This window comes from Flavobacterium sp. TN-1 (genome assembly GCF_052828645.1).
Genome location: NZ_CM128253.1, coordinates 2990722 through 3017299, shown reverse-complemented (window position 1 = coordinate 3017299; position 26578 = coordinate 2990722). Strand labels below are relative to the sequence as shown.

The 26578-nt window shown below is 38.7% G+C and carries 15 protein-coding genes, 4 tRNA genes, 6 rRNA genes and 1 pseudogene; 21 read left to right on the top strand and 5 right to left on the bottom strand.

The window, feature by feature from the left end; genetic code table 11:
* Positions 1–16 precede the first annotated feature (16 nt).
* Positions 17–1279, top strand: a complete 1263-nt coding sequence (locus ACUXZJ_RS13640; RefSeq protein WP_060382512.1) for a hypothetical protein — start codon at positions 17–19, stop codon at positions 1277–1279.
* 35 nt (positions 1280–1314) lie between these two features.
* Here the strand turns inward: ACUXZJ_RS13640 and rlmF are convergent, their stop codons facing one another.
* From rlmF to thrS, 5 genes are all read right to left on the bottom strand, one after another.
* Positions 1315–2214 (bottom strand): 23S rRNA (adenine(1618)-N(6))-methyltransferase RlmF, encoded by a 900-nt coding sequence (gene rlmF, locus ACUXZJ_RS13635; protein WP_063742996.1) that lies wholly within the window; start codon positions 2212–2214, stop codon positions 1315–1317.
* A 98-nt stretch (positions 2215–2312) separates the two neighbouring features.
* Positions 2313–2657 carry a 50S ribosomal protein L20 gene (rplT, locus tag ACUXZJ_RS13630; protein WP_060382510.1) on the bottom strand — a complete coding sequence of 115 codons (345 nt, stop codon included), beginning with the start codon at positions 2655–2657 and terminating at the stop codon, positions 2313–2315.
* Between the two features lie 172 nt (positions 2658–2829).
* A complete protein-coding gene (gene rpmI / locus ACUXZJ_RS13625) occupies positions 2830–3027 on the bottom strand; it encodes a 50S ribosomal protein L35 (protein WP_014164268.1) in 198 nt (65 codons plus the stop codon).
* A 79-nt stretch (positions 3028–3106) separates the two neighbouring features.
* On the bottom strand, positions 3107–3664 hold the full coding sequence (infC, locus tag ACUXZJ_RS13620; RefSeq protein ID WP_201025145.1) for a translation initiation factor IF-3: 558 nt from the start codon (positions 3662–3664) through the stop codon (positions 3107–3109).
* A 17-nt stretch (positions 3665–3681) separates the two neighbouring features.
* A complete protein-coding gene (gene thrS / locus ACUXZJ_RS13615) occupies positions 3682–5628 on the bottom strand; it encodes a threonine--tRNA ligase (RefSeq protein WP_063742995.1) in 1947 nt (648 codons plus the stop codon).
* An 810-nt stretch (positions 5629–6438) separates the two neighbouring features.
* Between thrS and ACUXZJ_RS13610 the strand changes: the two genes are divergently transcribed.
* From ACUXZJ_RS13610 to ACUXZJ_RS13515, 20 genes and pseudogenes are all read left to right on the top strand, one after another.
* Positions 6439–7954: ribosomal RNA gene (locus ACUXZJ_RS13610) — 16S ribosomal RNA — on the top strand.
* A gap of 72 nt (positions 7955–8026) precedes the next feature.
* Positions 8027–8100: transfer RNA gene (locus ACUXZJ_RS13605), tRNA-Ile, on the top strand.
* A 152-nt stretch (positions 8101–8252) separates the two neighbouring features.
* Positions 8253–8329, top strand: a tRNA-Ala gene (locus tag ACUXZJ_RS13600).
* Between the two features lie 219 nt (positions 8330–8548).
* Positions 8549–11425 (top strand): 23S ribosomal RNA (locus tag ACUXZJ_RS13595).
* Positions 11426–11606: 181 nt separating this feature from the next.
* A 5S ribosomal RNA gene (gene rrf / locus ACUXZJ_RS13590) occupies positions 11607–11715 on the top strand.
* A 334-nt stretch (positions 11716–12049) separates the two neighbouring features.
* Positions 12050–13565 (top strand): 16S ribosomal RNA (locus ACUXZJ_RS13585).
* 72 nt (positions 13566–13637) lie between these two features.
* Positions 13638–13711, top strand: a tRNA-Ile gene (locus tag ACUXZJ_RS13580).
* 152 nt (positions 13712–13863) lie between these two features.
* Positions 13864–13940, top strand: a tRNA-Ala gene (locus tag ACUXZJ_RS13575).
* Positions 13941–14159: 219 nt separating this feature from the next.
* Positions 14160–17036: ribosomal RNA gene (locus ACUXZJ_RS13570) — 23S ribosomal RNA — on the top strand.
* 181 nt (positions 17037–17217) lie between these two features.
* A 5S ribosomal RNA gene (gene rrf / locus ACUXZJ_RS13565) occupies positions 17218–17326 on the top strand.
* Together the 16S, 23S and 5S rRNA genes with 4 tRNA genes alongside form the textbook arrangement of a ribosomal RNA operon.
* A gap of 71 nt (positions 17327–17397) precedes the next feature.
* A pseudogene (locus tag ACUXZJ_RS13560) lies at positions 17398–18008 on the top strand (transposase); the annotation flags it as partial.
* A gap of 487 nt (positions 18009–18495) precedes the next feature.
* On the top strand, positions 18496–18882 hold the full coding sequence (gene tssD, locus ACUXZJ_RS13555) for a type VI secretion system tube protein TssD (RefSeq protein WP_060381383.1): 387 nt from the start codon (positions 18496–18498) through the stop codon (positions 18880–18882).
* Between the two features lie 223 nt (positions 18883–19105).
* Complete coding sequence (gene tssD, locus ACUXZJ_RS13550) at positions 19106–19495, top strand: type VI secretion system tube protein TssD (protein WP_060381384.1); 390 nt, start codon at positions 19106–19108, stop codon at positions 19493–19495.
* A 33-nt stretch (positions 19496–19528) separates the two neighbouring features.
* Entirely contained in the window at positions 19529–21451 is a 1923-nt protein-coding gene (locus ACUXZJ_RS13545; RefSeq protein WP_446195247.1) for a type VI secretion system Vgr family protein, read from the top strand.
* Positions 21452–21453: 2 nt separating this feature from the next.
* The gene (locus ACUXZJ_RS13540) at positions 21454–23088 is read left to right on the top strand and encodes a hypothetical protein (RefSeq protein ID WP_413230511.1); all 1635 of its coding nucleotides are present in this window, start codon (positions 21454–21456) and stop codon (positions 23086–23088) included.
* Positions 23089–23102: 14 nt separating this feature from the next.
* A complete protein-coding gene (locus tag ACUXZJ_RS13535; RefSeq protein WP_235820817.1) occupies positions 23103–23735 on the top strand; it encodes a hypothetical protein in 633 nt (210 codons plus the stop codon).
* A gap of 6 nt (positions 23736–23741) precedes the next feature.
* Positions 23742–24365: a hypothetical protein gene (locus tag ACUXZJ_RS13530; RefSeq protein WP_446195245.1), complete on the top strand. Its 624-nt coding sequence runs from the start codon at positions 23742–23744 to the stop codon at positions 24363–24365.
* 36 nt (positions 24366–24401) lie between these two features.
* Positions 24402–25049 carry a phage baseplate assembly protein V gene (locus ACUXZJ_RS13525; protein WP_235875808.1) on the top strand — a complete coding sequence of 216 codons (648 nt, stop codon included), beginning with the start codon at positions 24402–24404 and terminating at the stop codon, positions 25047–25049.
* 3 nt (positions 25050–25052) lie between these two features.
* Entirely contained in the window at positions 25053–25571 is a 519-nt protein-coding gene (locus ACUXZJ_RS13520; protein WP_063743799.1) for a hypothetical protein, read from the top strand.
* Positions 25571–26569, top strand: coding sequence for a zinc dependent phospholipase C family protein (locus ACUXZJ_RS13515; protein WP_063743800.1), 999 nt, complete (start codon positions 25571–25573; stop codon positions 26567–26569). The genes ACUXZJ_RS13520 and ACUXZJ_RS13515 overlap by 1 nt, the downstream gene beginning before the upstream one ends.
* The last annotated feature ends 9 nt before the right edge of the window (positions 26570–26578 follow it).

Sequence of the window (26578 nt, the reverse complement as noted above, 5' to 3'; positions counted from 1 at the left end):
GATACAGATAGGTTCCATGAAAGCTTTTTTGATTTTTATAATTACATTTTTTAATATTTCCATAAAAGCAAATTCTATTTTGCTTCCTATGGATGAAACCGCTCAAAAAAATCATTTAAAAGCCTATGGTATTACTTATTGGGTATTAGACAAAGGATATAAAGGAAGTTGGTTGCTTAATTATAGAGGAGGTTCTTTTCTTTTGCCAGATATTCAAGAAATTAAGAAAGAATGTCAAATAAGAGGTGTCAGTTTTGAAATTATTTCAGATAATGAAACACAACAAATCCTGGCAGATATAGCCTCTCCATCTCAAAATATGGAAGCTGTAACATTAGAAAAAGCACCTAAAATAGCAGTGTACTCACCACCAGGAAAGCAACCTTGGGATGACGCAGTAACAATGGTTTTAACTTATGCAGAAATTCCTTTTAAAGTAGTGTATGATCAAGAGGTACTAAATGATCAGTTGTTATTGTATGATTGGTTACATTTACATCATGAAGATTTTACAGGACAATATGGAAAATTTTATGGATCATACAAAAATATGCCTTGGTATATAGAACAAAAAAAAGATTCTGAAAATTTAGCTACCAAATTAGGTTTCCAAAAAGTCTCCAATGAAAAATTAGCCGTAGCCAAAAAAATACGTGATTTTGTTATTGGAGGAGGATTCATGTTTGCTATGTGCTCCGCAACAGATAGTTTTGATATAGCCCTTTCTGCCGAAGGAATAGATATTTGTGAAACAATGTTCGACGGAGATCCTAGTGAAGCAAATTATCAAAATAAAATAGATTATTCAAAAACTTTTGCTTTTAAAGATTTTCTTTTAGAAAGGAGACCTGAAAAATATGAATTTTCAAATATAGATACAACTGAAAAACACCAATCAATTGTACCTTTCGATAAAGATTATTTCACCCTGTCAGAATATTCAGCAAAATGGGATGTTATACCCAGCATGCTTTGTCAGAATCATACCGCATTAGTAAAAGGATTTATGGGGCAAACTACTGCATTCGATAAAGAATTAATTAAATCAAACGTTTTAGTAATGGGCGAGTGTAAAATAAACGGTGAAGCACGTTACATTCATGCACAAAAAGGAAAAGGGTTCTTTACCTTTTATGGTGGGCATGACCCAGAGGATTATCAGCATAGAGTGGGGGATGAGCCTACAGACTTGAACTTGCATCCTAATTCACCTGGGTTTAGACTGATCTTAAATAATATTTTATTTCCTGCGGCTAAAAAGAAGCACCAGAAAACATAATTCTATATTCAAATTGTTATAAAACAATCGTAATACTACAAAAAATGCCAAGCTAAAATTCTTGTAGTTTTATTGCCTTGTTTCATAGGGATAATTTCAAATTTAGCTTTTAATTTCTTTAAAATAGTTTCAAAATTCTTTAAATTTTCTTTTTTAGAAACTAATGACGTAAACCATTTAACTTGCGATTTAAAATGAACACTTTCGTAAATCATATTGGTGATAAAGGCTTTTTCGCCGCCTTCACACCATAATTCATTATTCTGTCCGCCAAAGTTCAAAACTGGTTTACCTTCAATGGTTTTGCCTAAATTTTTCAATTTACGAGTGGTTCCCTTGGTGGCTTCTTCTCTCGAATTATGAAAAGGCGGGTTGCACAGTACAGCATCGAATTTTTCATTCGGTTGAATGATGTTTCTGAAAATATTACGTCTACTTTCTTGTAAACGAATGTTGATGGCATTGGTCAGCTTGTTTTCTTGAATGATTTTTTCAGCAGTTAGTTTTGCAGGCTTATCTATTTCTGTTCCTACAAAAGTCCAGCCATATATTTTGTTACCTAAAATAGGATAGATACAGTTTGCACCAGTTCCTATATCCAATATTCTAATACCACTTCCAGTTGGTAAAGTACCGTTAATTCCTTTAGCAATAATGTCTGCTAAGTGATGGATATAATCAGCTCGTCCTGGAATAGGAGGGTATAAATTGATTTTAGGTAATTCGTAATAATCAATTTGGTAAAAATGTTTTAGTAAAGCTTTGTTTAAAGCTCTTACGGCATCTGGATGAGCAAAGTCAATACTTTGATTGCCAAATTTATTGATTCCTACATGTTTTTCTAACTCAGGAGCAACAGCTATTAAAGCATCGAAATCATAGTTCTGATTGTGCTTGTTGCGAGGGTGTAAACTTTTTTTCTGTTGGTTTTCCATTGGATATAGCTAAATAATGAAGGGTGCAGCATTAAAAAAAATCCCGATTCTAAAAAATCGGGATTTTAATAAAGTAAGTTAAATATTGTTAAACGTTATTATTTTACTTTGTTAAGAATAGCTTTGAAAGCTTCAGGATGATTCATTGCTAAGTCAGCTAAAACCTTACGGTTTAACTCGATGTTGTTAGCTTTTACTTTGCCCATGAACTGAGAGTAAGACATTCCTTCTAATCTTGCACCAGCGTTGATACGCATAATCCATAAAGAACGGAAATTTCTCTTTTTAGCTTTACGATCTCTGTAAGCATATAACATTGCTTTTTCAACCGCATTCTTAGCAACTGTCCAAACGTTTTTTCTTCTACCAAAGAAACCTTTGGCTTGCTTCATTATCTTTTTTCTTCTTGCTCTTTTAGCAACTGAATTTACTGATCTTGGCATAATTTTTTAATTTTTTTTGAAGTAAGGCGTTCTGAAATTTATCAGACTCTTAAAAGCCCACCCCAGGGTTATTTTAATTGTTTTAACCGAAATTATCAGAGTAAATAGTTAGTAGTAATTGGTAAATAGCTATAGAAAACTAATCACTTTTTACTTTTTACTAATCACTTAATTAGATAATTCTTAATTGTTCTTTTACACTTTTCACGTCTGACTGATGAACTAAAGCAGAGTGAGTTAACGCTAATTTACGTTTTTTAGACTTTTTAGTCAAAATATGACTTTTAAAAGCGTGTTTTCTTTTAATTTTTCCAGAGCCAGTAACTTTAAAACGTTTCTTAGCACTAGATTTAGTTTTCATTTTAGGCATAATTTCCCAAATTTATTTAATTTAACTTACTTACTATTTTAAATAACTAGTCAAAAGCAATTAAGCTAATGTCTAATTTCTACTTACCCTTTTTTTTAGGGGTAATAAACATAATCATACGTTTACCTTCTAAAACAGGCATAGCCTCCACTTTTCCTACTTCTTCAAGATCCTGAGCTAACCTTAATAATAGGATTTGTCCTTGTTCTTTATAGATAATAGAGCGTCCTTTAAAGAATACAAAAGCTTTTAATTTTGCTCCGTCTTTGAGGAATTTTTCAGCATTCTTCTTCTTAAATTCATAATCATGCTCATCTGTTTGAGGACCAAAACGAATTTCTTTTATAACGATCTGAGTTGATTTCGCTTTTAATTCTTTTTCACGTCTCTTCTGTTCGTATAAGAACTTTTTATAGTCCATTATTTTACAAACAGGAGGTTCAGCGTTTGGAGAAATCTCAACTAAATCAAGTTCTAATTCATCTGCCAGACGCAAAGCTTCTGAAGTCTTTACAACCCCAGGCTCCACATTATCTCCTACTAAACGAATCTCTGGAACACGAATATACTGATTAATTCTGTGTTCATCTTTTTTTTCTACGCGAGGTTGATTACCTCTGTTGTTCCTGATTGCGATAACTTTTAATTTTTTAGTTAAACTTCAAATGTTTTTAAAGATTTGCTTACCTCTTCATTTACTAAAGTAGCAAAATCTTCTATTTTTAAGGTTATATTTCCTTTTCCTTCCTGTCCATGTCTACGTACAGATACCGTTCCGTTTTTCTCTTCTTCTTCACCTACAATCAACATAAACGGGAACTTCTTAACTTCCGCTTCACGAATTTTCTTACCTATAGTCTCGTTTCGGTTGTCAATTAGGGCGCGAATTTCGTGATTTTCTAGCAATTCTGAAACTTTTTTCGCATAATTTTCATATTTCTCACTCAAACTTAGGATAATAGCCTGTTCTGGCATTAGCCAAAGAGGGAAATTTCCTCCTGTATGCTCTAATAAAATTGCAATAAAACGCTCCATAGAGCCAAATGGTGCTCTGTGAATCATTACAGGTCTATGTAATTCGTTGTCAGAACCTTTGTAGGTCAAATCAAAACGCTCCGGTAAGTTGTAATCCACCTGAATAGTTCCTAATTGCCAACTTCTTCCTAACGCATCCTTAACCATAAAATCAAGTTTAGGTCCGTAGAAAGCAGCTTCACCGTATTCAACTACAGTATTTAAACCTTTTTCTTTTGCCGCATTGATAATCGCATTTTCAGCTTTCTCCCAGTTTTCATCTGAACCAATGTATTTTTCTGGTTTTTTAGGGTCTCTTAATGAAATTTGAGCCGTAAAGTTCTCAAATCCTAACGAACCAAATACATATAATACTAGGTCGATTACGTTTTTAAACTCTTGGTCTAATTGGTCTGGAGTACAGAATAAGTGCGCATCATCTTGAGTAAATCCTCTCACACGAGTTAAACCATGTAATTCTCCCGATTGTTCGTAACGATATACAGTACCAAACTCAGCGTAACGTTTTGGTAAATCTTTGTATGACCAAGGTTTTGCGTTGTAAATTTCACAGTGGTGCGGACAGTTCATCGGTTTTAATAAAAACTCTTCACCTTCAGCTGGAGTATGTATTGGTTGAAAACTATCTGCGCCGTATTTTGCATAATGACCAGAAGTTACATATAATTCTTTCTGCCCAATATGTGGAGAAACTACTTGTTCGTAACCAGCTTTCTTTTGAGCTTTCTTTAAAAATTGCTCTAAACGGTCACGTAAGGCAGCTCCTTTTGGTAACCATAACGGTAAACCTTGACCTACACGTTGTGAAAAATGGAATAATTCCAATTCTTTTCCTAGTTTTCTGTGGTCACGACGCTTAGCTTCTTCTAATAAAGCTAAATAATCAGTTAAGTCTTTTTGTTTAGGGAACGAAATACCATAAACACGAGTTAACTGTTTATTTTTTTCATCGCCTCTCCAGTAAGCACCAGCTACCGAAAGAATTTTCATAGCTTTAATAATCCCAGTATTCGGAATATGTCCACCACGACATAAATCGGTAAAAGTAGAGTGGTCACAAAAAGTGATAGTGCCATCTTCAAGATTTTCAATCAATTCAGTTTTGAACTCATTGTCTTTATATAATGCTAAAGCTTCAGCTTTAGTAACACTGCGCATTTTAAATTCGTGCTTCTCTCTTGAGATTTCTAACACACGATCCTCAATTTTCTTGAAATCAGCGTCAGTAATTTTATGTTCACCAAAATCAACATCATAATAGAATCCCTTCTCTATGGCAGGACCAATAGTTAATTTGATACCCGAGTAAAGCTCCTCCAAAGCCTGAGCCATCACGTGTGAAGTCGAATGCCAAAAAGCTTTTTTCCCTTCCACGTTATCCCAAGTAAATAAAGTTAAGTTACCGTCGGTAGTCAATTCGGTAACCGTCTCAACGGTCGTCCCGTTAAAGCTTGCCGAAATAACATTGCGCGCCAAACCTTCACTAATCGATTTAGCCACGTCCATAGGAGTCACGCCACTTGCGTACTCTCTAATCGAACCGTCTGGTAAAGTAATCTTAATCATATTAAAAATTTAAGAACGCAAATATATAAGTTTAAAAAAACACATACAATATATATAGGTAGAATTTGAAAAATTACTTGAAAATAGAATTTATCAAATAAATCAGATAATAATAATAAGTAAATCACTTATACGTAATACTAGATTAAAGATTTATTTGATTAAATATTTATGAGTGTGCCCCTTCGGGTCGGGCTGTCCGTTCTATCTTTTGCTGAAAGAACCATACCTATAAAAAAGAGCCATACAAATCAGCAAAAGGATGACACTTCCATCCCTCACGCATCCTTAGCCTCAAATAAAAAAAAGAAACAAAAAATATCCTAGAAACAAACAAGAAAAAACAAAACAGCCAAATAACTACAATTAAACCTAATACCAAACACGACCCAAAATAACAAATAAAAAACCCAAAACAATCCAAAACAAATAAAAAACAAAGTTAAATATTTGAAAAACAGCAACTAAAAAACAAAAAACAAAAAAAGCAAAAAAAGACTAGGAAAAAACAAAAAAAAGAACGTACCTTTGCAGCCGCAACAGCGAAGTTCTTTAACAAAACCTTAAGATAAATTTTAGAAGCTTACTTCAAAAAAAGTTTTCAAAAAAAAATCTTGCGAATTTAAAAAGAAGTTTTACCTTTGCAGCCGCTAAGACAATAAGTCAAAAGCGAAAAACAAAAGAAACAAGTTCATAGACATATTGGATTGACAGCACGTTTTAATAGCAATATTAAAACAAAAAAATAAGAGAGTAAGAAAACTAGCATTCTTTGTCAAAAATATTTAGCTCAAAAGCTATAAAAAACATACGATGAAGAGTTTGATCCTGGCTCAGGATGAACGCTAGCGGCAGGCTTAACACATGCAAGTCGAGGGGTAGAAGGAGCTTGCTCCTTTGAGACCGGCGCACGGGTGCGTAACGCGTATGCAATCTACCTTGTACAGGGGGATAGCCCAGAGAAATTTGGATTAATACCCCATAGTATTATTAAATGGCATCATTTAATTATTAAAGTTCCAACGGTACAAGATGAGCATGCGTCCCATTAGCTAGTTGGTGTGGTAACGGCACACCAAGGCGACGATGGGTAGGGGTCCTGAGAGGGAGATCCCCCACACTGGTACTGAGACACGGACCAGACTCCTACGGGAGGCAGCAGTGAGGAATATTGGTCAATGGACGCAAGTCTGAACCAGCCATGCCGCGTGCAGGATGACGGTCCTATGGATTGTAAACTGCTTTTGTACAGGAAGAAACACTCCCTTGCGAGGGAGCTTGACGGTACTGTAAGAATAAGGATCGGCTAACTCCGTGCCAGCAGCCGCGGTAATACGGAGGATCCAAGCGTTATCCGGAATCATTGGGTTTAAAGGGTCCGTAGGCGGTTTTATAAGTCAGTGGTGAAATCTGGTCGCTCAACGATCAAACGGCCATTGATACTGTAAGACTTGAATTACTTGGAAGTAACTAGAATATGTAGTGTAGCGGTGAAATGCTTAGAGATTACATGGAATACCAATTGCGAAGGCAGGTTACTACGAGTACATTGACGCTGATGGACGAAAGCGTGGGGAGCGAACAGGATTAGATACCCTGGTAGTCCACGCCGTAAACGATGGATACTAGCTGTTTGGAGCAATCTGAGTGGCTAAGCGAAAGTGATAAGTATCCCACCTGGGGAGTACGCTCGCAAGAGTGAAACTCAAAGGAATTGACGGGGGCCCGCACAAGCGGAGGAGCATGTGGTTTAATTCGATGATACGCGAGGAACCTTACCAAGGCTTAAATGGGAAACGACAGATTTGGAAACAGATCTTTCTTCGGACGTTTTTCAAGGTGCTGCATGGTTGTCGTCAGCTCGTGCCGTGAGGTGTCAGGTTAAGTCCTATAACGAGCGCAACCCCTGTTGCTAGTTGCCAGCGAGTCAAGTCGGGAACTCTAGCAAGACTGCCGGTGCAAACCGTGAGGAAGGTGGGGATGACGTCAAATCATCACGGCCCTTACGCCTTGGGCTACACACGTGCTACAATGGACGGTACAGAGAGCAGCCACTACGCAAGTAGGCGCGAATCTACAAAACCGTTCTCAGTTCGGATCGGAGTCTGCAACTCGACTCCGTGAAGCTGGATTCGCTAGTAATCGCAGATCAGCCATGCTGCGGTGAATACGTTCCCGGGCCTTGTACACACCGCCCGTCAAGCCATGGAAGCTGGGGGTACCTGAAGTCGGTGACCGCAAGGAGCTGCCTAGGGTAAAACTGGTAACTAGGGCTAAGTCGTAACAAGGTAGCCGTACCGGAAGGTGCGGCTGGAACACCTCCTTTCTAGAGACAAAAAAAAGAAAATAGACCCTTACTCTCGCTGTTAATTCAAAAAAAAAAAGACTTAAAATACAGAGTCTCGTAGCTCAGCTGGTTAGAGTACTACACTGATAATGTAGGGGTCGGCAGTTCGAGTCTGCCCGGGACTACAAGTAAATTTGAAAATTGATTAATTTGAAAATTTAAAAAAATTAAGTTTAAAAGGAAATTCTAGAAGCGAATTTTGAATTATAAATTTTAAATCATGAATTTGAAAAATAATTCAAAATATATAAATCAACATTCAAAATAGAAAAAGAATGGGGGATTAGCTCAGCTGGCTAGAGCGCCTGCCTTGCACGCAGGAGGTCATCGGTTCGACTCCGATATTCTCCACCAAATTGATTTGAAAATGAATTGATTTGAAAATTTGAAAATGAATAACATCTTCAAATTAACGAATCATCAAATCTTCAAATTGAATAAAGTTCATTGACATATTGAGATAAACATACAAACAAGTAGAAAGAACACTTTAGTAATTAGTACAGAGTGAATAGTAATTAGTCTTAGGGCTAGTCACTAATTACTAAGAACTAATCACTAAAAAAAAGAAAACAATAAGCAAAATAAGGGCGTATGGGGGATGCCTAGGCTCTCAGAGGCGAAGAAGGACGTGATAAGCTGCGAAAAGCTACGGGGATTGGCACACACGAATAGATCCGTAGATATCCCAATGGGGCAACCCAATGCATTGAAGATGCATTATCCAATAGGAGGCAAACCCGCTGAACTGAAACATCTAAGTAGGCGGAGGAGAAGAAAACAAAAGTGATTCCGTAAGTAGTGGCGAGCGAACGCGGAATAGCCCAAACCGTTGTTGTTACGGCAATAACGGGGTTGTAGGACCACAATATTTCTTATAAACAGAATTAGAATAACCTGGAAAGGTTAACCAAAGAAGGTGAAAGTCCCGTATAAGCAAAGAATATAAAGAATAGTGGTATCCTGAGTAGGGCGGGGCACGAGAAACCCTGTCTGAATCTGGCGGGACCATCCGCTAAGGCTAAATACTCCTGAGAGACCGATAGTGAACCAGTACCGTGAGGGAAAGGTGAAAAGAACCGTGAATAACGGAGTGAAAAAGAACCTGAAACCATACGCCTACAAGCGGTCGGAGCAGCATAAGCTGTGACGGCGTGCCTTTTGCATAATGAGCCTACGAGTTACCGTTACTGGCAAGGTTAAGTGATTAAGTCACGGATCCGTAGCGAAAGCGAGTCTGAATAGGGCGCTATAGTCAGTAGTGGTAGACGCGAAACCGTGTGATCTACCCATGGGCAGGATGAAGCTGTGGTAACACACAGTGGAGGTCCGAACCGGTTGACGTTGAAAAGTCTTCGGATGACCTGTGGGTAGGGGTGAAAGGCCAATCAAACTCGGAAATAGCTCGTACTCCCCGAAATGCATTTAGGTGCAGCGCTGTGGTTGAGTTATATAGAGGTAGAGCTACTGATTGGATGCGGGGGCTTCACCGCCTACCAATTCCTGACAAACTCCGAATGCTATATAATATACACAGCAGTGAGGGCTTGGGTGCTAAGGTCCAAGTCCGAGAGGGAAAGAACCCAGACCATCAGCTAAGGTCCCCAAATGTATGCTAAGTTGAACAAACGCGGTTTGATTGCATCGACAGCTAGGATGTTGGCTTGGAAGCAGCCATTCATTTAAAGAGTGCGTAACAGCTCACTAGTCGAGCGATCGAGCATGGATAATAATCGGGCATAAGCATACTACCGAAGCTATGGATTTGTACACTGTACAAGTGGTAGGGGAGCATTCTAACATCGCCGAAGGTGTCTTGTGAGAGATGCTGGAGAAGTTAGAAAAGAAAATGTAGGCATAAGTAACGATAAGGGGTGCGAGAAACACCCCCGCCGCAAAACTAAGGTTTCCGCAGCTATGCTAATCAGCTGCGGGTTAGTCGGGTCCTAAGGCGAATCCGAAAGGAACAGTCGATGGCCAACGGGTTAATATTCCCGTACTACTTATAATTGTGATGGAGCGACGCAGTGGTGAAAGTACCGCGAACTGACGGAATAGTTCGTTAAAGCACCTAACTATAGGCCCAGTAGGCAAATCCGCTGGGACTGGTGAAATGCGATAGTACTCGGAGTCTTCGGACAAAGGGATAGAGTACCTAAAGGCTGCCAAGAAAACCTTCTAAACATAGATTATAAGTACCCGTACCGTAAACCGACACAGGTAGTTGAGGAGAGTATCCTAAGGCGCTCGAGAGATTCATGGCTAAGGAATTAGGCAAAATAGACCTGTAACTTCGGGAGAAAGGTCGCCAGCGCAAGCTGGCCGCAGTGAAAAGGTCCAGGCGACTGTTTATCAAAAACACAGGGCTCTGCAAAATCGTAAGATGACGTATAGGGCCTGACACCTGCCCGGTGCTGGAAGGTTAAGAGGAGATGTTATGAGCAATCAGAAGCATTGAATTGAAGCCCCAGTAAACGGCGGCCGTAACTATAACGGTCCTAAGGTAGCGAAATTCCTTGTCGGGTAAGTTCCGACCTGCACGAATGGTGTAACGATCTGGACACTGTCTCAGCCATGAGCTCGGTGAAATTGTAGTATCGGTGAAGATGCCGATTACCCGCAGTGGGACGAAAAGACCCTGTGCACCTTTACTATAGCTTAGTATTGGTCTTGGATAAGTGATGTGTAGGATAGGTGGGAGACTATGAAATGGCGTCGCCAGGCGTTGTGGAGTCATTGTTGAAATACCACCCTTTGCTTATCTGAGATCTAACCCGCCCTTGGCGGGGACATTGCTTGGTGGGTAGTTTGACTGGGGTGGTCGCCTCCAAAAGAGTAACGGAGGCTTCTAAAGGTTCCCTCAGCACGCTTGGTAACCGTGCGTAGAGTGCAATGGCAAAAGGGAGCTTGACTGAGAGACATACAGGTCGATCAGGTACGAAAGTAGAGCATAGTGATCCGGTGGTTCCGCATGGAAGGGCCATCGCTCAAAGGATAAAAGGTACGCCGGGGATAACAGGCTGATCTCCCCCAAGAGCTCATATCGACGGGGGGGTTTGGCACCTCGATGTCGGCTCGTCACATCCTGGGGCTGGAGAAGGTCCCAAGGGTTGGGCTGTTCGCCCATTAAAGTGGCACGCGAGCTGGGTTCAGAACGTCGTGAGACAGTTCGGTCTCTATCTACTGTGGGCGTTAGAAATTTGAGTGGATCTGACTCTAGTACGAGAGGACCGAGTTGGACCAACCGCTGGTGTATCTGTTGTTCCGCCAGGAGCACCGCAGAGTAGCTACGTTGGGAAGGGATAAGCGCTGAAAGCATATAAGCGCGAAACCCACCACAAGATGAGATTTCTTTTAAGGGTCGTGGAAGATCACCACGTTGATAGGCTATAGATGTAAAGGCAGTAATGTCACAGTCAAGTAGTACTAATAACCCGTAAGCTTATTGGTGCCCCACCCAACCTCCCCAAAGGGGAGGAGCAAGGGTGGGGCGTAAAATTCTTTCCAAATTGAATATTTATCTCAATATGTTAAAATATTGGCAAGCAAAGCTTGCAGTGAAAAGTAATAAGTAACCAGTGACTAGATTTAAGCTAATCACTTCTCACTAATCACTCATCACTAAAAACCTTAAGGTGGTTATTGCGGCGGGGCTCACCTCTTCCCATTTCGAACAGAGAAGTTAAGCCCGCCTGCGTCGATGGTACTGCATACTGTGGGAGAGTAGATCGCCGCCTTTCTTTATTCTGAAAAAACAGAATTAAACATAAAAATCCCCTGCAAAACAGGGGATTTTTTATCCCAGCAAAGCAACTACGTTCCTATTATTAAAGAAAACCAAGAAAATAAAAAACTTTCAAAAAAAAGTAAAAAAACACTTGGAAATACTAAAAGAAACACTACCTTTGCAGCCGCTAAGACAATAAGTCAAAAGCGAAAAACAAAAGAAACAAGTTCATAGACATATTGGATTGACAGCACGTTTTAATAGCAATATTAAAACAAAAAAATAAGAGAGTAAGAAAACTAGCATTCTTTGTCAAAAATATTTAGCTCAAAAGCTATAAAAAACATACGATGAAGAGTTTGATCCTGGCTCAGGATGAACGCTAGCGGCAGGCTTAACACATGCAAGTCGAGGGGTAGAAGGAGCTTGCTCCTTTGAGACCGGCGCACGGGTGCGTAACGCGTATGCAATCTACCTTGTACAGGGGGATAGCCCAGAGAAATTTGGATTAATACCCCATAGTATTATTAAATGGCATCATTTAATTATTAAAGTTCCAACGGTACAAGATGAGCATGCGTCCCATTAGCTAGTTGGTGTGGTAACGGCACACCAAGGCGACGATGGGTAGGGGTCCTGAGAGGGAGATCCCCCACACTGGTACTGAGACACGGACCAGACTCCTACGGGAGGCAGCAGTGAGGAATATTGGTCAATGGACGCAAGTCTGAACCAGCCATGCCGCGTGCAGGATGACGGTCCTATGGATTGTAAACTGCTTTTGTACAGGAAGAAACACTCCCTTGCGAGGGAGCTTGACGGTACTGTAAGAATAAGGATCGGCTAACTCCGTGCCAGCAGCCGCGGTAATACGGAGGATCCAAGCGTTATCCGGAATCATTGGGTTTAAAGGGTCCGTAGGCGGTTTTATAAGTCAGTGGTGAAATCTGGTCGCTCAACGATCAAACGGCCATTGATACTGTAAGACTTGAATTACTTGGAAGTAACTAGAATATGTAGTGTAGCGGTGAAATGCTTAGAGATTACATGGAATACCAATTGCGAAGGCAGGTTACTACGAGTACATTGACGCTGATGGACGAAAGCGTGGGGAGCGAACAGGATTAGATACCCTGGTAGTCCACGCCGTAAACGATGGATACTAGCTGTTTGGAGCAATCTGAGTGGCTAAGCGAAAGTGATAAGTATCCCACCTGGGGAGTACGCTCGCAAGAGTGAAACTCAAAGGAATTGACGGGGGCCCGCACAAGCGGAGGAGCATGTGGTTTAATTCGATGATACGCGAGGAACCTTACCAAGGCTTAAATGGGAAACGACAGATTTGGAAACAGATCTTTCTTCGGACGTTTTTCAAGGTGCTGCATGGTTGTCGTCAGCTCGTGCCGTGAGGTGTCAGGTTAAGTCCTATAACGAGCGCAACCCCTGTTGCTAGTTGCCAGCGAGTCAAGTCGGGAACTCTAGCAAGACTGCCGGTGCAAACCGTGAGGAAGGTGGGGATGACGTCAAATCATCACGGCCCTTACGCCTTGGGCTACACACGTGCTACAATGGACGGTACAGAGAGCAGCCACTACGCAAGTAGGCGCGAATCTACAAAACCGTTCTCAGTTCGGATCGGAGTCTGCAACTCGACTCCGTGAAGCTGGATTCGCTAGTAATCGCAGATCAGCCATGCTGCGGTGAATACGTTCCCGGGCCTTGTACACACCGCCCGTCAAGCCATGGAAGCTGGGGGTACCTGAAGTCGGTGACCGCAAGGAGCTGCCTAGGGTAAAACTGGTAACTAGGGCTAAGTCGTAACAAGGTAGCCGTACCGGAAGGTGCGGCTGGAACACCTCCTTTCTAGAGACAAAAAAAAGAAAATAGACCCTTACTCTCGCTGTTAATTCAAAAAAAAAAAGACTTAAAATACAGAGTCTCGTAGCTCAGCTGGTTAGAGTACTACACTGATAATGTAGGGGTCGGCAGTTCGAGTCTGCCCGGGACTACAAGTAAATTTGAAAATTGATTAATTTGAAAATTTAAAAAAATTAAGTTTAAAAGGAAATTCTAGAAGCGAATTTTGAATTATAAATTTTAAATCATGAATTTGAAAAATAATTCAAAATATATAAATCAACATTCAAAATAGAAAAAGAATGGGGGATTAGCTCAGCTGGCTAGAGCGCCTGCCTTGCACGCAGGAGGTCATCGGTTCGACTCCGATATTCTCCACCAAATTGATTTGAAAATGAATTGATTTGAAAATTTGAAAATGAATAACATCTTCAAATTAACGAATCATCAAATCTTCAAATTGAATAAAGTTCATTGACATATTGAGATAAACATACAAACAAGTAGAAAGAACACTTTAGTAATTAGTACAGAGTGAATAGTAATTAGTCTTAGGGCTAGTCACTAATTACTAAGAACTAATCACTAAAAAAAAGAAAACAATAAGCAAAATAAGGGCGTATGGGGGATGCCTAGGCTCTCAGAGGCGAAGAAGGACGTGATAAGCTGCGAAAAGCTACGGGGATTGGCACACACGAATAGATCCGTAGATATCCCAATGGGGCAACCCAATGCATTGAAGATGCATTATCCAATAGGAGGCAAACCCGCTGAACTGAAACATCTAAGTAGGCGGAGGAGAAGAAAACAAAAGTGATTCCGTAAGTAGTGGCGAGCGAACGCGGAATAGCCCAAACCGTTGTTGTTACGGCAATAACGGGGTTGTAGGACCACAATATTTCTTATAAACAGAATTAGAATAACCTGGAAAGGTTAACCAAAGAAGGTGAAAGTCCCGTATAAGCAAAGAATATAAAGAATAGTGGTATCCTGAGTAGGGCGGGGCACGAGAAACCCTGTCTGAATCTGGCGGGACCATCCGCTAAGGCTAAATACTCCTGAGAGACCGATAGTGAACCAGTACCGTGAGGGAAAGGTGAAAAGAACCGTGAATAACGGAGTGAAAAAGAACCTGAAACCATACGCCTACAAGCGGTCGGAGCAGCATAAGCTGTGACGGCGTGCCTTTTGCATAATGAGCCTACGAGTTACCGTTACTGGCAAGGTTAAGTGATTAAGTCACGGATCCGTAGCGAAAGCGAGTCTGAATAGGGCGCTATAGTCAGTAGTGGTAGACGCGAAACCGTGTGATCTACCCATGGGCAGGATGAAGCTGTGGTAACACACAGTGGAGGTCCGAACCGGTTGACGTTGAAAAGTCTTCGGATGACCTGTGGGTAGGGGTGAAAGGCCAATCAAACTCGGAAATAGCTCGTACTCCCCGAAATGCATTTAGGTGCAGCGCTGTGGTTGAGTTATATAGAGGTAGAGCTACTGATTGGATGCGGGGGCTTCACCGCCTACCAATTCCTGACAAACTCCGAATGCTATATAATATACACAGCAGTGAGGGCTTGGGTGCTAAGGTCCAAGTCCGAGAGGGAAAGAACCCAGACCATCAGCTAAGGTCCCCAAATGTATGCTAAGTTGAACAAACGCGGTTTGATTGCATCGACAGCTAGGATGTTGGCTTGGAAGCAGCCATTCATTTAAAGAGTGCGTAACAGCTCACTAGTCGAGCGATCGAGCATGGATAATAATCGGGCATAAGCATACTACCGAAGCTATGGATTTGTACACTGTACAAGTGGTAGGGGAGCATTCTAACATCGCCGAAGGTGTCTTGTGAGAGATGCTGGAGAAGTTAGAAAAGAAAATGTAGGCATAAGTAACGATAAGGGGTGCGAGAAACACCCCCGCCGCAAAACTAAGGTTTCCGCAGCTATGCTAATCAGCTGCGGGTTAGTCGGGTCCTAAGGCGAATCCGAAAGGAACAGTCGATGGCCAACGGGTTAATATTCCCGTACTACTTATAATTGTGATGGAGCGACGCAGTGGTGAAAGTACCGCGAACTGACGGAATAGTTCGTTAAAGCACCTAACTATAGGCCCAGTAGGCAAATCCGCTGGGACTGGTGAAATGCGATAGTACTCGGAGTCTTCGGACAAAGGGATAGAGTACCTAAAGGCTGCCAAGAAAACCTTCTAAACATAGATTATAAGTACCCGTACCGTAAACCGACACAGGTAGTTGAGGAGAGTATCCTAAGGCGCTCGAGAGATTCATGGCTAAGGAATTAGGCAAAATAGACCTGTAACTTCGGGAGAAAGGTCGCCAGCGCAAGCTGGCCGCAGTGAAAAGGTCCAGGCGACTGTTTATCAAAAACACAGGGCTCTGCAAAATCGTAAGATGACGTATAGGGCCTGACACCTGCCCGGTGCTGGAAGGTTAAGAGGAGATGTTATGAGCAATCAGAAGCATTGAATTGAAGCCCCAGTAAACGGCGGCCGTAACTATAACGGTCCTAAGGTAGCGAAATTCCTTGTCGGGTAAGTTCCGACCTGCACGAATGGTGTAACGATCTGGACACTGTCTCAGCCATGAGCTCGGTGAAATTGTAGTATCGGTGAAGATGCCGATTACCCGCAGTGGGACGAAAAGACCCTGTGCACCTTTACTATAGCTTAGTATTGGTCTTGGATAAGTGATGTGTAGGATAGGTGGGAGACTATGAAATGGCGTCGCCAGGCGTTGTGGAGTCATTGTTGAAATACCACCCTTTGCTTATCTGAGATCTAACCCGCCCTTGGCGGGGACATTGCTTGGTGGGTAGTTTGACTGGGGTGGTCGCCTCCAAAAGAGTAACGGAGGCTTCTAAAGGTTCCCTCAGCACGCTTGGTAACCGTGCGTAGAGTGCAATGGCAAAAGGGAGCTTGACTGAGAGACATACAGGTCGATCAGGTACGAAAGTAGAGCATAGTGATCCGGTGGTTCCGCATGGAAGGGCCATCGCTCAAAGGATAAAAGGTACGCCGGGGATAACAGGCTGATCTCCCCCAAGAGCTCATATCGACGGGGGGGTTTGGCACCTCGATGTCGGCTCGTCACATCCTGGGGCTGGAGAAGGTCCCAAGGGTTGGGCTGTTCGCCCATTAAAGTGGCACGCGAGCTGGGTTCAGAACGTCGTGAGACAGTTCGGTCTCTATCTACTGTGGGCGTTAGAAATTTGAGTGGATCTGACTCTAGTACGAGAGGACCGAGTTGGACCAACCGCTGGTGTATCTGTTGTTCCGCCAGGAGCACCGCAGAGTAGCTACGTTGGGAAGGGATAAGCGCTGAAAGCATATAAGCGCGAAACCCACCACAAGATGAGATTTCTTTTAAGGGTCGTGGAAGATCACCACGTTGATAGGCTATAGATGTAAAGGCAGTAATGTCACAGTCAAGTAGTACTAATAACCCGTAAGCTTATTGGTGCCCCACCCAACCTCCCCAAAGGGGAGGAGCAAGGGTGGGGCGTAAAATTCTTTCCAAATTGAATATTTATCTCAATATGTTAAAATATTGGCAAGCAAAGCTTGCAGTGAAAAGTAATAAGTAACCAGTGACTAGATTTAAGCTAATCACTTCTCACTAATCACTCATCACTAAAAACCTTAAGGTGGTTATTGCGGCGGGGCTCACCTCTTCCCATTTCGAACAGAGAAGTTAAGCCCGCCTGCGTCGATGGTACTGCATACTGTGGGAGAGTAGATCGCCGCCTTTCTTTGGAAACCCTTCATCCGAAACGATGAAGGGTTTTTTGTTTTATACGAGTTTGTGCTATCACCGAAATCAGAAAAAGGAGATGGACCAGAATTGCCTAAACTTTTAGAAATAAGTCAAGAAAACCGAATTGATGTTGATACCATCATTGGTGATGCGGCTTATTCTGGAAAAGAAAACCTTAAGATTACAAGTGAACAAAATATTAAAGTAATAGCTCGTTTAAATCCATCTATAACACAAGGATTTAGAAAAAAAGAAGATAAATTTGATTACAACAAAGATGCCGATAGATTTGTTTGTCCAGCAGGATATTTGGCAATACGAAAAGCCCGTGGTGGAACCAAAGATGTTGGGACAAATCAAGTAGATACTTATTATTTTGATATCGAAAAATGCAAGTCTTGTCCTTTAAAAAAAGGTTGTTACAAAGAAGGAGCCAAAACAAAAACATATTCAGTATCCATAAAATCAGAACTGCATCGAGACCAAATAGCTTTTCAAGATACAGAATATTACAAAGAAAAAGCAAAACATAGATACAAGATAGAAGCCAAAATAGTGAGTTGAAAAACATACACGGTTACCACAGAGCAATATCGTACGGTATTACCAATATGCAAATGCAAGGTGCAATGGCAATTTTTACAGTCAACTTAAAAAGAATACTCAAATTAATGTAAAAAAGATAACCTACACATACATTTTGCCAAATGACCCTACTTAAGGCAAAAAACACTGACTCATATAACCTAAAATAAAAAACAGTTACAAAATAAAAGCGCTTATAAAGTATCTTTAAAATCCTTTTATAAGCGTTTTTTATATCTCTAGAAAACCAAATTGATCAAAATAAACAAGGTTTTTCAGTGACCTCAATTAATGCAAATCCTTTTTTAAAACAATAAAAAATAAAATACTGCTTACTTTTTAATTTTTTATAACAAAAACTTGTTTTTATAAAACAAGTTTACTATATTTGAATTAGTCATATTTCCATAAATGGTTATTATTATTAAAAAAATATGTTATGAAAGCACAAAAACCAAACGATCCTACTCAAATTGGTTATTACCTAACAAAACCCACCCCCAAATCATTTTTTAACCTACTCTATACCTTTATAGGTATATCCTTATGTATTTCTTAATTTTTTAAATATTTATAATTATGTCATTTAAAGCAAAATTAGCAGTAGCAGGAAAAGAGTACACAGTATTAAATGTAAACTACGGTTTATTTCAAGAAACAGACGCAACGGGTAGACCTTCTACTGTAACTAGAGGAGGAAAAATTGAATTAACAATTGAAGGTACTGCAGACACTTCATTCTTCGAGTGGATGACCAACTCATTTGAAAGAAAAGACGGAAGTGTAAAATTCTTTAAAAGAGACAGCGAAGCAGTTCTAAAAGAATTAAAATTTTCAGAAGCTTACGTAGTAAAATTCAGAGAAAACTTTGATTCAACAGGCGTAAATCCATTAACAGAAACCTTTACCATTTCAGCTAAAAAAATTGAACTAGGTTCAGGAGCTTACGAAAACGAATGGGTATAATCCCTTCAAAAAGGCGTTCCCTAAAAGCAACTTTTTAACCCCCAGTTCTTTGTTACTTTCCATAAGGAAATGACATTGGCTAGATCAATCATTGTATTACCCCCTAGGTTTTACACTGGTCAACCCTAGTCTAAAAAGAACTCCATTAAATGATAGTTGCGATCTTTTGGGATCGCCTTTTTTCTTTTTTCTTTCAAATAAACAACCCTAAAAACAAACAAACATGTCCTTTTTAGCTAAATTAGAACTAGACGGAAACACCTATAACATACTCAGTTGCGACTATAATTTTACACAACAAATAGACGCTACAGGAAAACCCGAAGGAATGCCTCAAGGAGGCGAAATTAATATCCGTATAGAAAGCAACGGAAAATCCAACCTATTACAATGGATGCTCGACCACAGTCAAACCAAAAACGGTACCATTACATTCTTTAGAAGAGATGCCATGAGCAAACTACAAGAGTTAAAATTTGAAAAAGCCTATTGTGTTTCCTTTTCCGAATACTTTGATGCTAAAAACAACGAACCGCTACAAATAGCCCTACGCCTAATGGCCAAACGATTTGTTCTAAACGAAGCTACACACGAAAAGAAATGGAAAGATTAAACAACAACTAAACAACTAAAACACATACACGCTATGGATACTTATAACAGTGACTACGGAAGACTCAATCATCCTGATGATATAGCACAATACGCCTCATTACGTTCCTTTAAAGACTTTTTAGCCGACAAATCCAGTCCATTAGTCTACTGCACCCTTACCATAGAAGGCAAATCCTTCCTAGAAAAATCCCATTTTAACCTACAGTTCCATCAAAAAACCAACGAACACGACACCTTTACCCTAGATACCCGTGCCGATTCCCTAGACAATGAAGAAGCCTACATCATGGAAAATTCTAAAAATTATCTAGGAAAAACCATACACATCCACCTGCACCGATTTGGAGAAATAAAACAAACCTTTACAGGCATTATAACCCATTTAAACCTTTTAAAAAAAGACGGTTACGGTAGACTATATATTACAGGACACGCTCCTACCATTATGTTAGAACAAGGACTTGAATCCCAAAGTTTTGAAAACAAAACCCTAGAAGAAATCTTTCAAGACATAACCGCCCAATACCCCAAAGACACCCTTCATACCATTGTCCGAAACAACAACACCCAAAATGTGTTGCCTTACACCGTACAATACAACCAAACAGATTATCAATTTTTACAACAACTTGCCATACGCTATGGCGAATACCTGTATTACAACGGACAGAGCCTAGTGTTAGGCAACAAAGTAGGCCCTAAAATCATAAACCTAGACGAAAGTGTAGACCTAGTACACGTATCCTTTGAAATATCAGTAAAACCACAACAATTTACCTACACCACCTACGATGTAGAATCAGGCACCAGCCTACAACGAGATAGCGCCTCGGCTCAATTACAAAATAAAGTCAACCCCTATCAACAAGTAGCCCTAAAAGCCTCAAAAAACGTATTCCATAAAAAACCCAACAAACTCCACAACCCCACGGGTATCAACAACCGAACCGATAGAGAGTTACAAGATGCCGTACGAAAACAAAAAGAACTCAGAGAAAACCTGATGATCGTAAAAGGCAAAAGCAAAGACCCCCAACTCAAACAAGGCGATCTAACCAAACTAGTTGATATAAACGACCGCCCTATGGAAACCTATCGCATCATAGAAATTCAACATTTTCATGATGGCAATAGCTATTACAACGAGTTCGTAGCCATTCCCGATTTATGGACCCCTCCTTATTTTGACGACAACACCTATCCTAATTGCGAAGAACAAACCGCACGGGTAGTAGACAACAACGATCCTATGAGCATGGGGCGTATACGCGTACAATTTCCATGGCAAGAAAGAAAAAACCAAAAAACCCCATGGATTCGCCTAATACAACCCCACTCAGGAGCAGGCAAAGGATTTCATTTTATCCCCGAAATAGGCGAAGAAGTCCTTGTAGGTTTTGAAAGCGGCAATGCAGAAAAACCTTTTGTACTAGGCACTCATTATAACGGAAGCGAAACCAGTGGGTACCATACTAGCGGCAATGATGTAAAAGCCATTCATACCCGATCTGGAACTAAAATTATTCTAAACGATGCCCAAGGTTCTGTTTTTATAGAGGATCCTAGCGGCAACACTTGGACGATGGACGGTCATGGGAATATTAATGTGAATGCGCCAAAAAACATGATCTTTACCGCAGGCGAAGATATGATTATTAATGTAGGCAAAAACATGAGCACAACCGTTGGTATGAATATAACTGAAAGTGCAGGAATCAACAAAAACGAAACCATTGGAGCCATGAAAAATACTACAGTTGCAATGGATATGATGACGATAGTAACAGGTAAGTTGACGGAAGTTATTCAAGGAGATGTGCATAGTGAGACTAAAAAAGGCAAGACCTCCGTCAGCTCAGATAAAGGAATGGATATAACAAGTACAAAAAATTTAAATAAACATTCAGGCGAAGAAGTTCAAATAAATTCAGCTAATAAATCTAAGCAATATTAATTATGAGTAGAACTAGAATTGTTGGAGGGAAAATTACAGAAATTGTTGGAGGTGAATATAACATTTATTCTGAAGGACCTATTACTTTAACTTCTTTAGAAGGAAGTGTTAATATAACGGCAAGACAAGGAATTACACACGGAAATCCAGGAACTGCTCCTACAGTAGAATCTGGGAAAATTGAAGCTAAATGTATTGTTCACTTTAGACCTAAAAAAGATTGGAAAGGTGAAGAATATGGCTGTGATTGGATGCGAATTGAAGATACTGCTCTAATTACAGGAGGAAGTAATATTTTTGGTGATACTAATTATGAAAAAATAATTGTCAAACAATATAAAGAAGCAGCTTTTACAAATCTAGTAACTGATTCTAATTTTAATGCTGGTTTTTACAAAACAGACCCAGGTTTATTTAATAAACTCAAAGCAGCTTATAAATATCACACCATAACTTGGAAAAACAAAAAAGATAGCTCAGGTAACGAAATTAAAGATTCACAAAATAACCCTATAAAAGAAGATTATTTTTGTACGTGGATTTCTTTATACCCAAAAGAAATCACAAAAAAAACACCTCAAGGTCAAGGAAAACAGCCACTAATTGAAAAGAAAATCACTAACTACAGCAATACAAAAGCCACTCTAAGCCTTATTGTAGATATAGAAGAAGAGCCTGAAATATTGCGATTTGAAGAAAACAAAAACTTTTTAATCACACCAATGGAGATTGATGTAAAGGGAAAAGGTAGAGGAAAACACGCTCTTATAGACCATCTAACTATAGAATGTATAGATGAATTTACCTCAGACCAAACTATTACACTTAATGCTATTACTAAAACCACCAATGCGAATGGTACAGTTATTGAAGAGAAAAAACTAGCAGGCAAACTGCTGGTGTGGAAAAACAAACAACGTAAAAAAGCAAAAATCGTGTTAGTAAAGGTCGAAACAAATGTTGCAAACATAGTAGGAAATAAAAAAGCAGGCAATAATGCCAACCAGCAAGCTCTTTTTGAAAAATATTTGCATCAGGCACTAATAGATGTAAAAGTAGATACCGAAATACTTGATATGAGTACCGAACCTGAATTACAAGCAGGAGGAAAATATGTAACACAAGATCCTAATAAAAATAATAAAAATGTATTAAAATGCTATTATAAACCTATGCAAAATACCACTACTAACACTTTAATGATTAGCACACATCAACCAGCTCGATTTGAAGATTTAGAAAAATTTTTAAGAAAAAAATTGAGTGATAAACTAAAAACAATAAACCCTAGAGATGAACATAAATATGACAATCACTTTATTGCATTCTATTTTGGGGAAGATGGAGGTTATATGGATACCAGTAATGCATACAAAGGTCTTAATGGTTATTCTAGTGGTAAAAATGTAATGCTTTTTGCAGCTAAAAACGATCAAACCGCAGCACATGAATTTTTGCATAGTTTTAAACTACCACACACTTTTGCAAACAAAGAAGCAGATGCAAATGCTAAATTTACCTTTGAATACGCTAAGACAGAAAATTTATTGGATTACTCCCATATGTTGAATCCACCACAAGAACGCTATACTCTATGGCAATGGCAATGGATAATAGCAAATGGTAGCATAACCTAAAAAACAAAATAATTATGAGACATTTACTATTATTACTACTTTTTTTTAAAACGTGTTCTGCACAACAAAAAAATAATACAACTATGGAAGAACCTACAATAACAAAAGATTTTGAAAAGTTTGATTATACACTTTTTAATAAATATAAAACAACTGTCAATCCTACATCTAAGGATTATTTTGTTGAAAAAACATTAGAAAGTGGATTATACATAGAAATGTTTGAGGACACCTATAGAGAAACTCCAAAAAATAGTTATTTTACATTAGTAAAAGGATATTATAAAAACGGTAACATAATAAGAAAAGGATTAACATTAAATAACAATATTCAATGTATGATAAGCACTTGGTATGAGTTTAGTGAAGATGGAAAACTTATAAAAGAAACCAACTATGACGCACCTTACAAATTTACTTTCGAGCAAGTATTACAATTTTGTGAGAAAGAGAAAATACCATTAACTAAAGGACCGATCACTGGAGGTATTCATACTGAAATAGCTAGAGGAATGGATAATGCTTTGAAAAAAAATGTTTGGTATGTGAGTTGGTTCAAACAATCTGATTTGATTGAAACTTTTGTCCTTGATGCTGAAACTGGTAAAGTTATAGATAAAAAATATAGTGAATATATCAATAACTAAGTATTTATGAAATGGTTCTTGCTTCTACTATTGTTTTATCAAATGGGATATACTCAACAAACGATTAACGACTATAACACTATGGAACCAATAGTTACCAAAGATTTTGAAAAATTTGATAAAAAATATTATGATGAACTGAAAATAAAATATAATGATGTTAGCTTTACTATTTATTTAAAAGATAATTCTTATTTAGAATTAACAGATAGTTCTTATAGACTTACAGTTCCAAATTCTTATTTTACTTTAACAAAAGGATATTATAAGAATGGTAATATTAAAATTAAAGGTTCTGCTTTAAATAATAATTCACAGTGTAAGATAGGCACGTGGTATGAGTTTGGTGAAGATGGAAAACTTATAAAAGAAACCAACTATGACGCACCTTACAAATTTACTTTCGAGCAAGTATTACAATTTTGCGAAAAAGAGAAAATCCCTTTAACCAGAGGTCCAATCACTGGAGGCATTCATACTGAAATAGCTAGAGGAATGGATAATGCTTTGAAAAAAAATGTTTGGTATGTGAGTTGGTTCAAACAATCTGATTTGATTGAAACTTTTGTCCTTGATGCTGAAACTGGTAAAGTTATAGATAAAAAATATAGTGAATATATAAATAACTAAGTTTTATGAAATGATTCTTGCTTCTATTATTGCTTTTTGAAAGGGGATACACTCAAAAAACAATTATCTACAGGAGCAGGCAAAGGATTTCATTTTATCCCCGAAATAGGCGAAGAAGTTCTTGTAGGTTTTGAAAGCGGCAATGCAGAAAAACCTTTTGTACTAGGCACTCATTATAACGGAAGCGAAACCAGTGGGTACCATACTAGCGGCAATGATGTAAAAGCCATTCATACCCGATCTGGAACTAAAATTATTCTAAACGATGCCCAAGGTTCTGTTTTTATAGAGGATCCTAGTGGCAACACTTGGACGATGGACGGTCATGGGAATATTAATGTGAATGCGCCTAATGATATTACTATGAATGCTGGTGGAAATATTAGCATGACAGCAGGAATGAATATTACAACCTCCGCTGGTATGAATATAACTGAAAGTGCTGGAGCTAATAAATCAGCAACAGTGGGTATGATCAATAGTTTATTCGTAGCAGGCAATAGTTTAATAGATGTCAAAGGTAACTTAATAGAGAATATTATTGGAAATCTAGAATCGCACACTGAAAAGGAAAGGATTACAAATAGCCAAAAAGGAATTACCTCTAGTAGTGAAGGCGAAATAGCTAAACATTCAAAAAAAGAAGCAAAAATAAACAGTGCTGAACAATCTAAATCTTTTTAAAAAATGACTAGGATAAGAAATGTTGGCGGAAAAATTATAGAGACAACAAAAGGAAATGATATTTGGTATGCCAAAGAAGATATAGTATTAAATTCACTTAAATCTATAAGTTTTAAAGGTGATGAAAAAGGTGTGAGTTATGGGAAGCCTGAAGATCCTCCAGAATTTAAAATTGAGTCACAAGAACAAATAGTATTTATAGAATCTGATTTATATTTTAAAAACACAGGAATATTAAAGCCCCCTTATTTAAACAGTAAAGATGTTTTTGATTATATAACCTCAAAACCATTTGTTGCTGGAATGAAAGGGATCTTTGGGAAAGATATTAAACATTCTTCAATTAAGAAATTGATGGAAAATTTAAAAAATGGATCTGTCCCAAAGTTAAATTGGAAAGCTAAAAAAGGACTTTCAGAATCAGAGTTAGGTTTTTATCATCAAAAAACAGTTTACTTAAATGAAAATTTAATATTTGAAGCGGAAAAAGATTCAAAAAAAATTGGTTATTATTTAGAGTAATGCTTGAAGAGACAGGACATTACATTGAGGATCTTTTAAGAAATTATTATGATGATATTGGTGGAGAAACGTCTGGTGATGAAGGAACAATTTTTGAGGCTGATTTTATAAAATATAATAATTTATTAAATAAGGATTTTAATTATGCTTCTTTTAAGATTAAAAATTCAAAAGGAGAAATTCGTGATTTTGAAGGAAAAGTGGATAGTAATAATCCATCAAGAGAAGAAAAATCAAAAGATCTAATCTTCATTGAAGATGATTTAGACGACCATGGCTTGGTAACCCTTAAAAATGGTGAAAAAATAAATGTAGAGTTTTTTAAAATTAGAGGTGGTGGTGCTATCCATGAAGAGATTACAAAAACAGCGGCTAAGAAGGTAGGATTTGTTTATGACTATCGTTTAGATGAAGGATGTGCATGGCCAGATGTTCCTTGTAATAGTAACAATATTGAAACGTGTTACTATCGAACTTGGCGAGATTTAGATAAGAAGGGCACACTTGCCTACGAAAGTCACAATGGAAGTAAACAATTTTGGCATTCAATGGCACCAAAAGGTAAAAACACCAATGAACAAGTTAGAAATTTAATTCTTAACCAGGCTAAAATTTGGTTTACTGAAGCCATTAAGAGGAAAGGTGATGATGGTTTATTTGAAATAGGAAAAATATTGCATATGGTACAAGATTCATATTCATTATCGCATGTGCAGAGAAATAGTAAAGATGAAATAATTAAATTTCAGGGCTATGATGCACAAGATTCTCACAAACATGGGGAGCCTGACAAGCAAGGAAAATCAAAGGAGGCTATGAAGGCAACTGTGGCTTCTGAAATTGTATTGTTAGTTTTTAAACGACACCGAGAAGAATGGAAAGACTTGAAAGTTTCAATAAAAGTCCTTGAAAATGTGTTGCTTGAAAAAATTTATCCTATAGAAAAAGGACAAGAAAACAAAATTGCGGGAGGATCTCTCGAGGCTTATAAAAAATAAAAAATCATG

Excerpts from the sequence above, each read along its gene's own strand:
- ACUXZJ_RS13530 (WP_446195245.1), top strand. The coding sequence starts at position 23,742 with ATGAAATGGTTCTTGCTTCTACTATTGTTTTATCAAATGGGATATACT.
- tssD (WP_060381383.1), top strand. The coding sequence starts at position 18,496 with ATGTCATTTAAAGCAAAATTAGCAGTAGCAGGAAAAGAGTACACAGTA.
- ACUXZJ_RS13515 (WP_063743800.1), top strand. The coding sequence starts at position 25,571 with ATGCTTGAAGAGACAGGACATTACATTGAGGATCTTTTAAGAAATTAT.
- thrS (WP_063742995.1), bottom strand. The coding sequence starts at position 5,628 with ATGATTAAGATTACTTTACCAGACGGTTCGATTAGAGAGTACGCAAGT.
- ACUXZJ_RS13545 (WP_446195247.1), top strand. The coding sequence starts at position 19,529 with ATGGATACTTATAACAGTGACTACGGAAGACTCAATCATCCTGATGAT.
- rplT (WP_060382510.1), bottom strand. The coding sequence starts at position 2,657 with ATGCCAAGATCAGTAAATTCAGTTGCTAAAAGAGCAAGAAGAAAAAAG.
- ACUXZJ_RS13535 (WP_235820817.1), top strand. The coding sequence starts at position 23,103 with ATGAGACATTTACTATTATTACTACTTTTTTTTAAAACGTGTTCTGCA.
- tssD (WP_060381384.1), top strand. The coding sequence starts at position 19,106 with ATGTCCTTTTTAGCTAAATTAGAACTAGACGGAAACACCTATAACATA.
- rpmI (WP_014164268.1), bottom strand. The coding sequence starts at position 3,027 with ATGCCTAAAATGAAAACTAAATCTAGTGCTAAGAAACGTTTTAAAGTT.
- ACUXZJ_RS13540 (WP_413230511.1), top strand. The coding sequence starts at position 21,454 with ATGAGTAGAACTAGAATTGTTGGAGGGAAAATTACAGAAATTGTTGGA.
- rlmF (WP_063742996.1), bottom strand. The coding sequence starts at position 2,214 with ATGGAAAACCAACAGAAAAAAAGTTTACACCCTCGCAACAAGCACAAT.
- ACUXZJ_RS13640 (WP_060382512.1), top strand. The coding sequence starts at position 17 with ATGAAAGCTTTTTTGATTTTTATAATTACATTTTTTAATATTTCCATA.
- ACUXZJ_RS13520 (WP_063743799.1), top strand. The coding sequence starts at position 25,053 with ATGACTAGGATAAGAAATGTTGGCGGAAAAATTATAGAGACAACAAAA.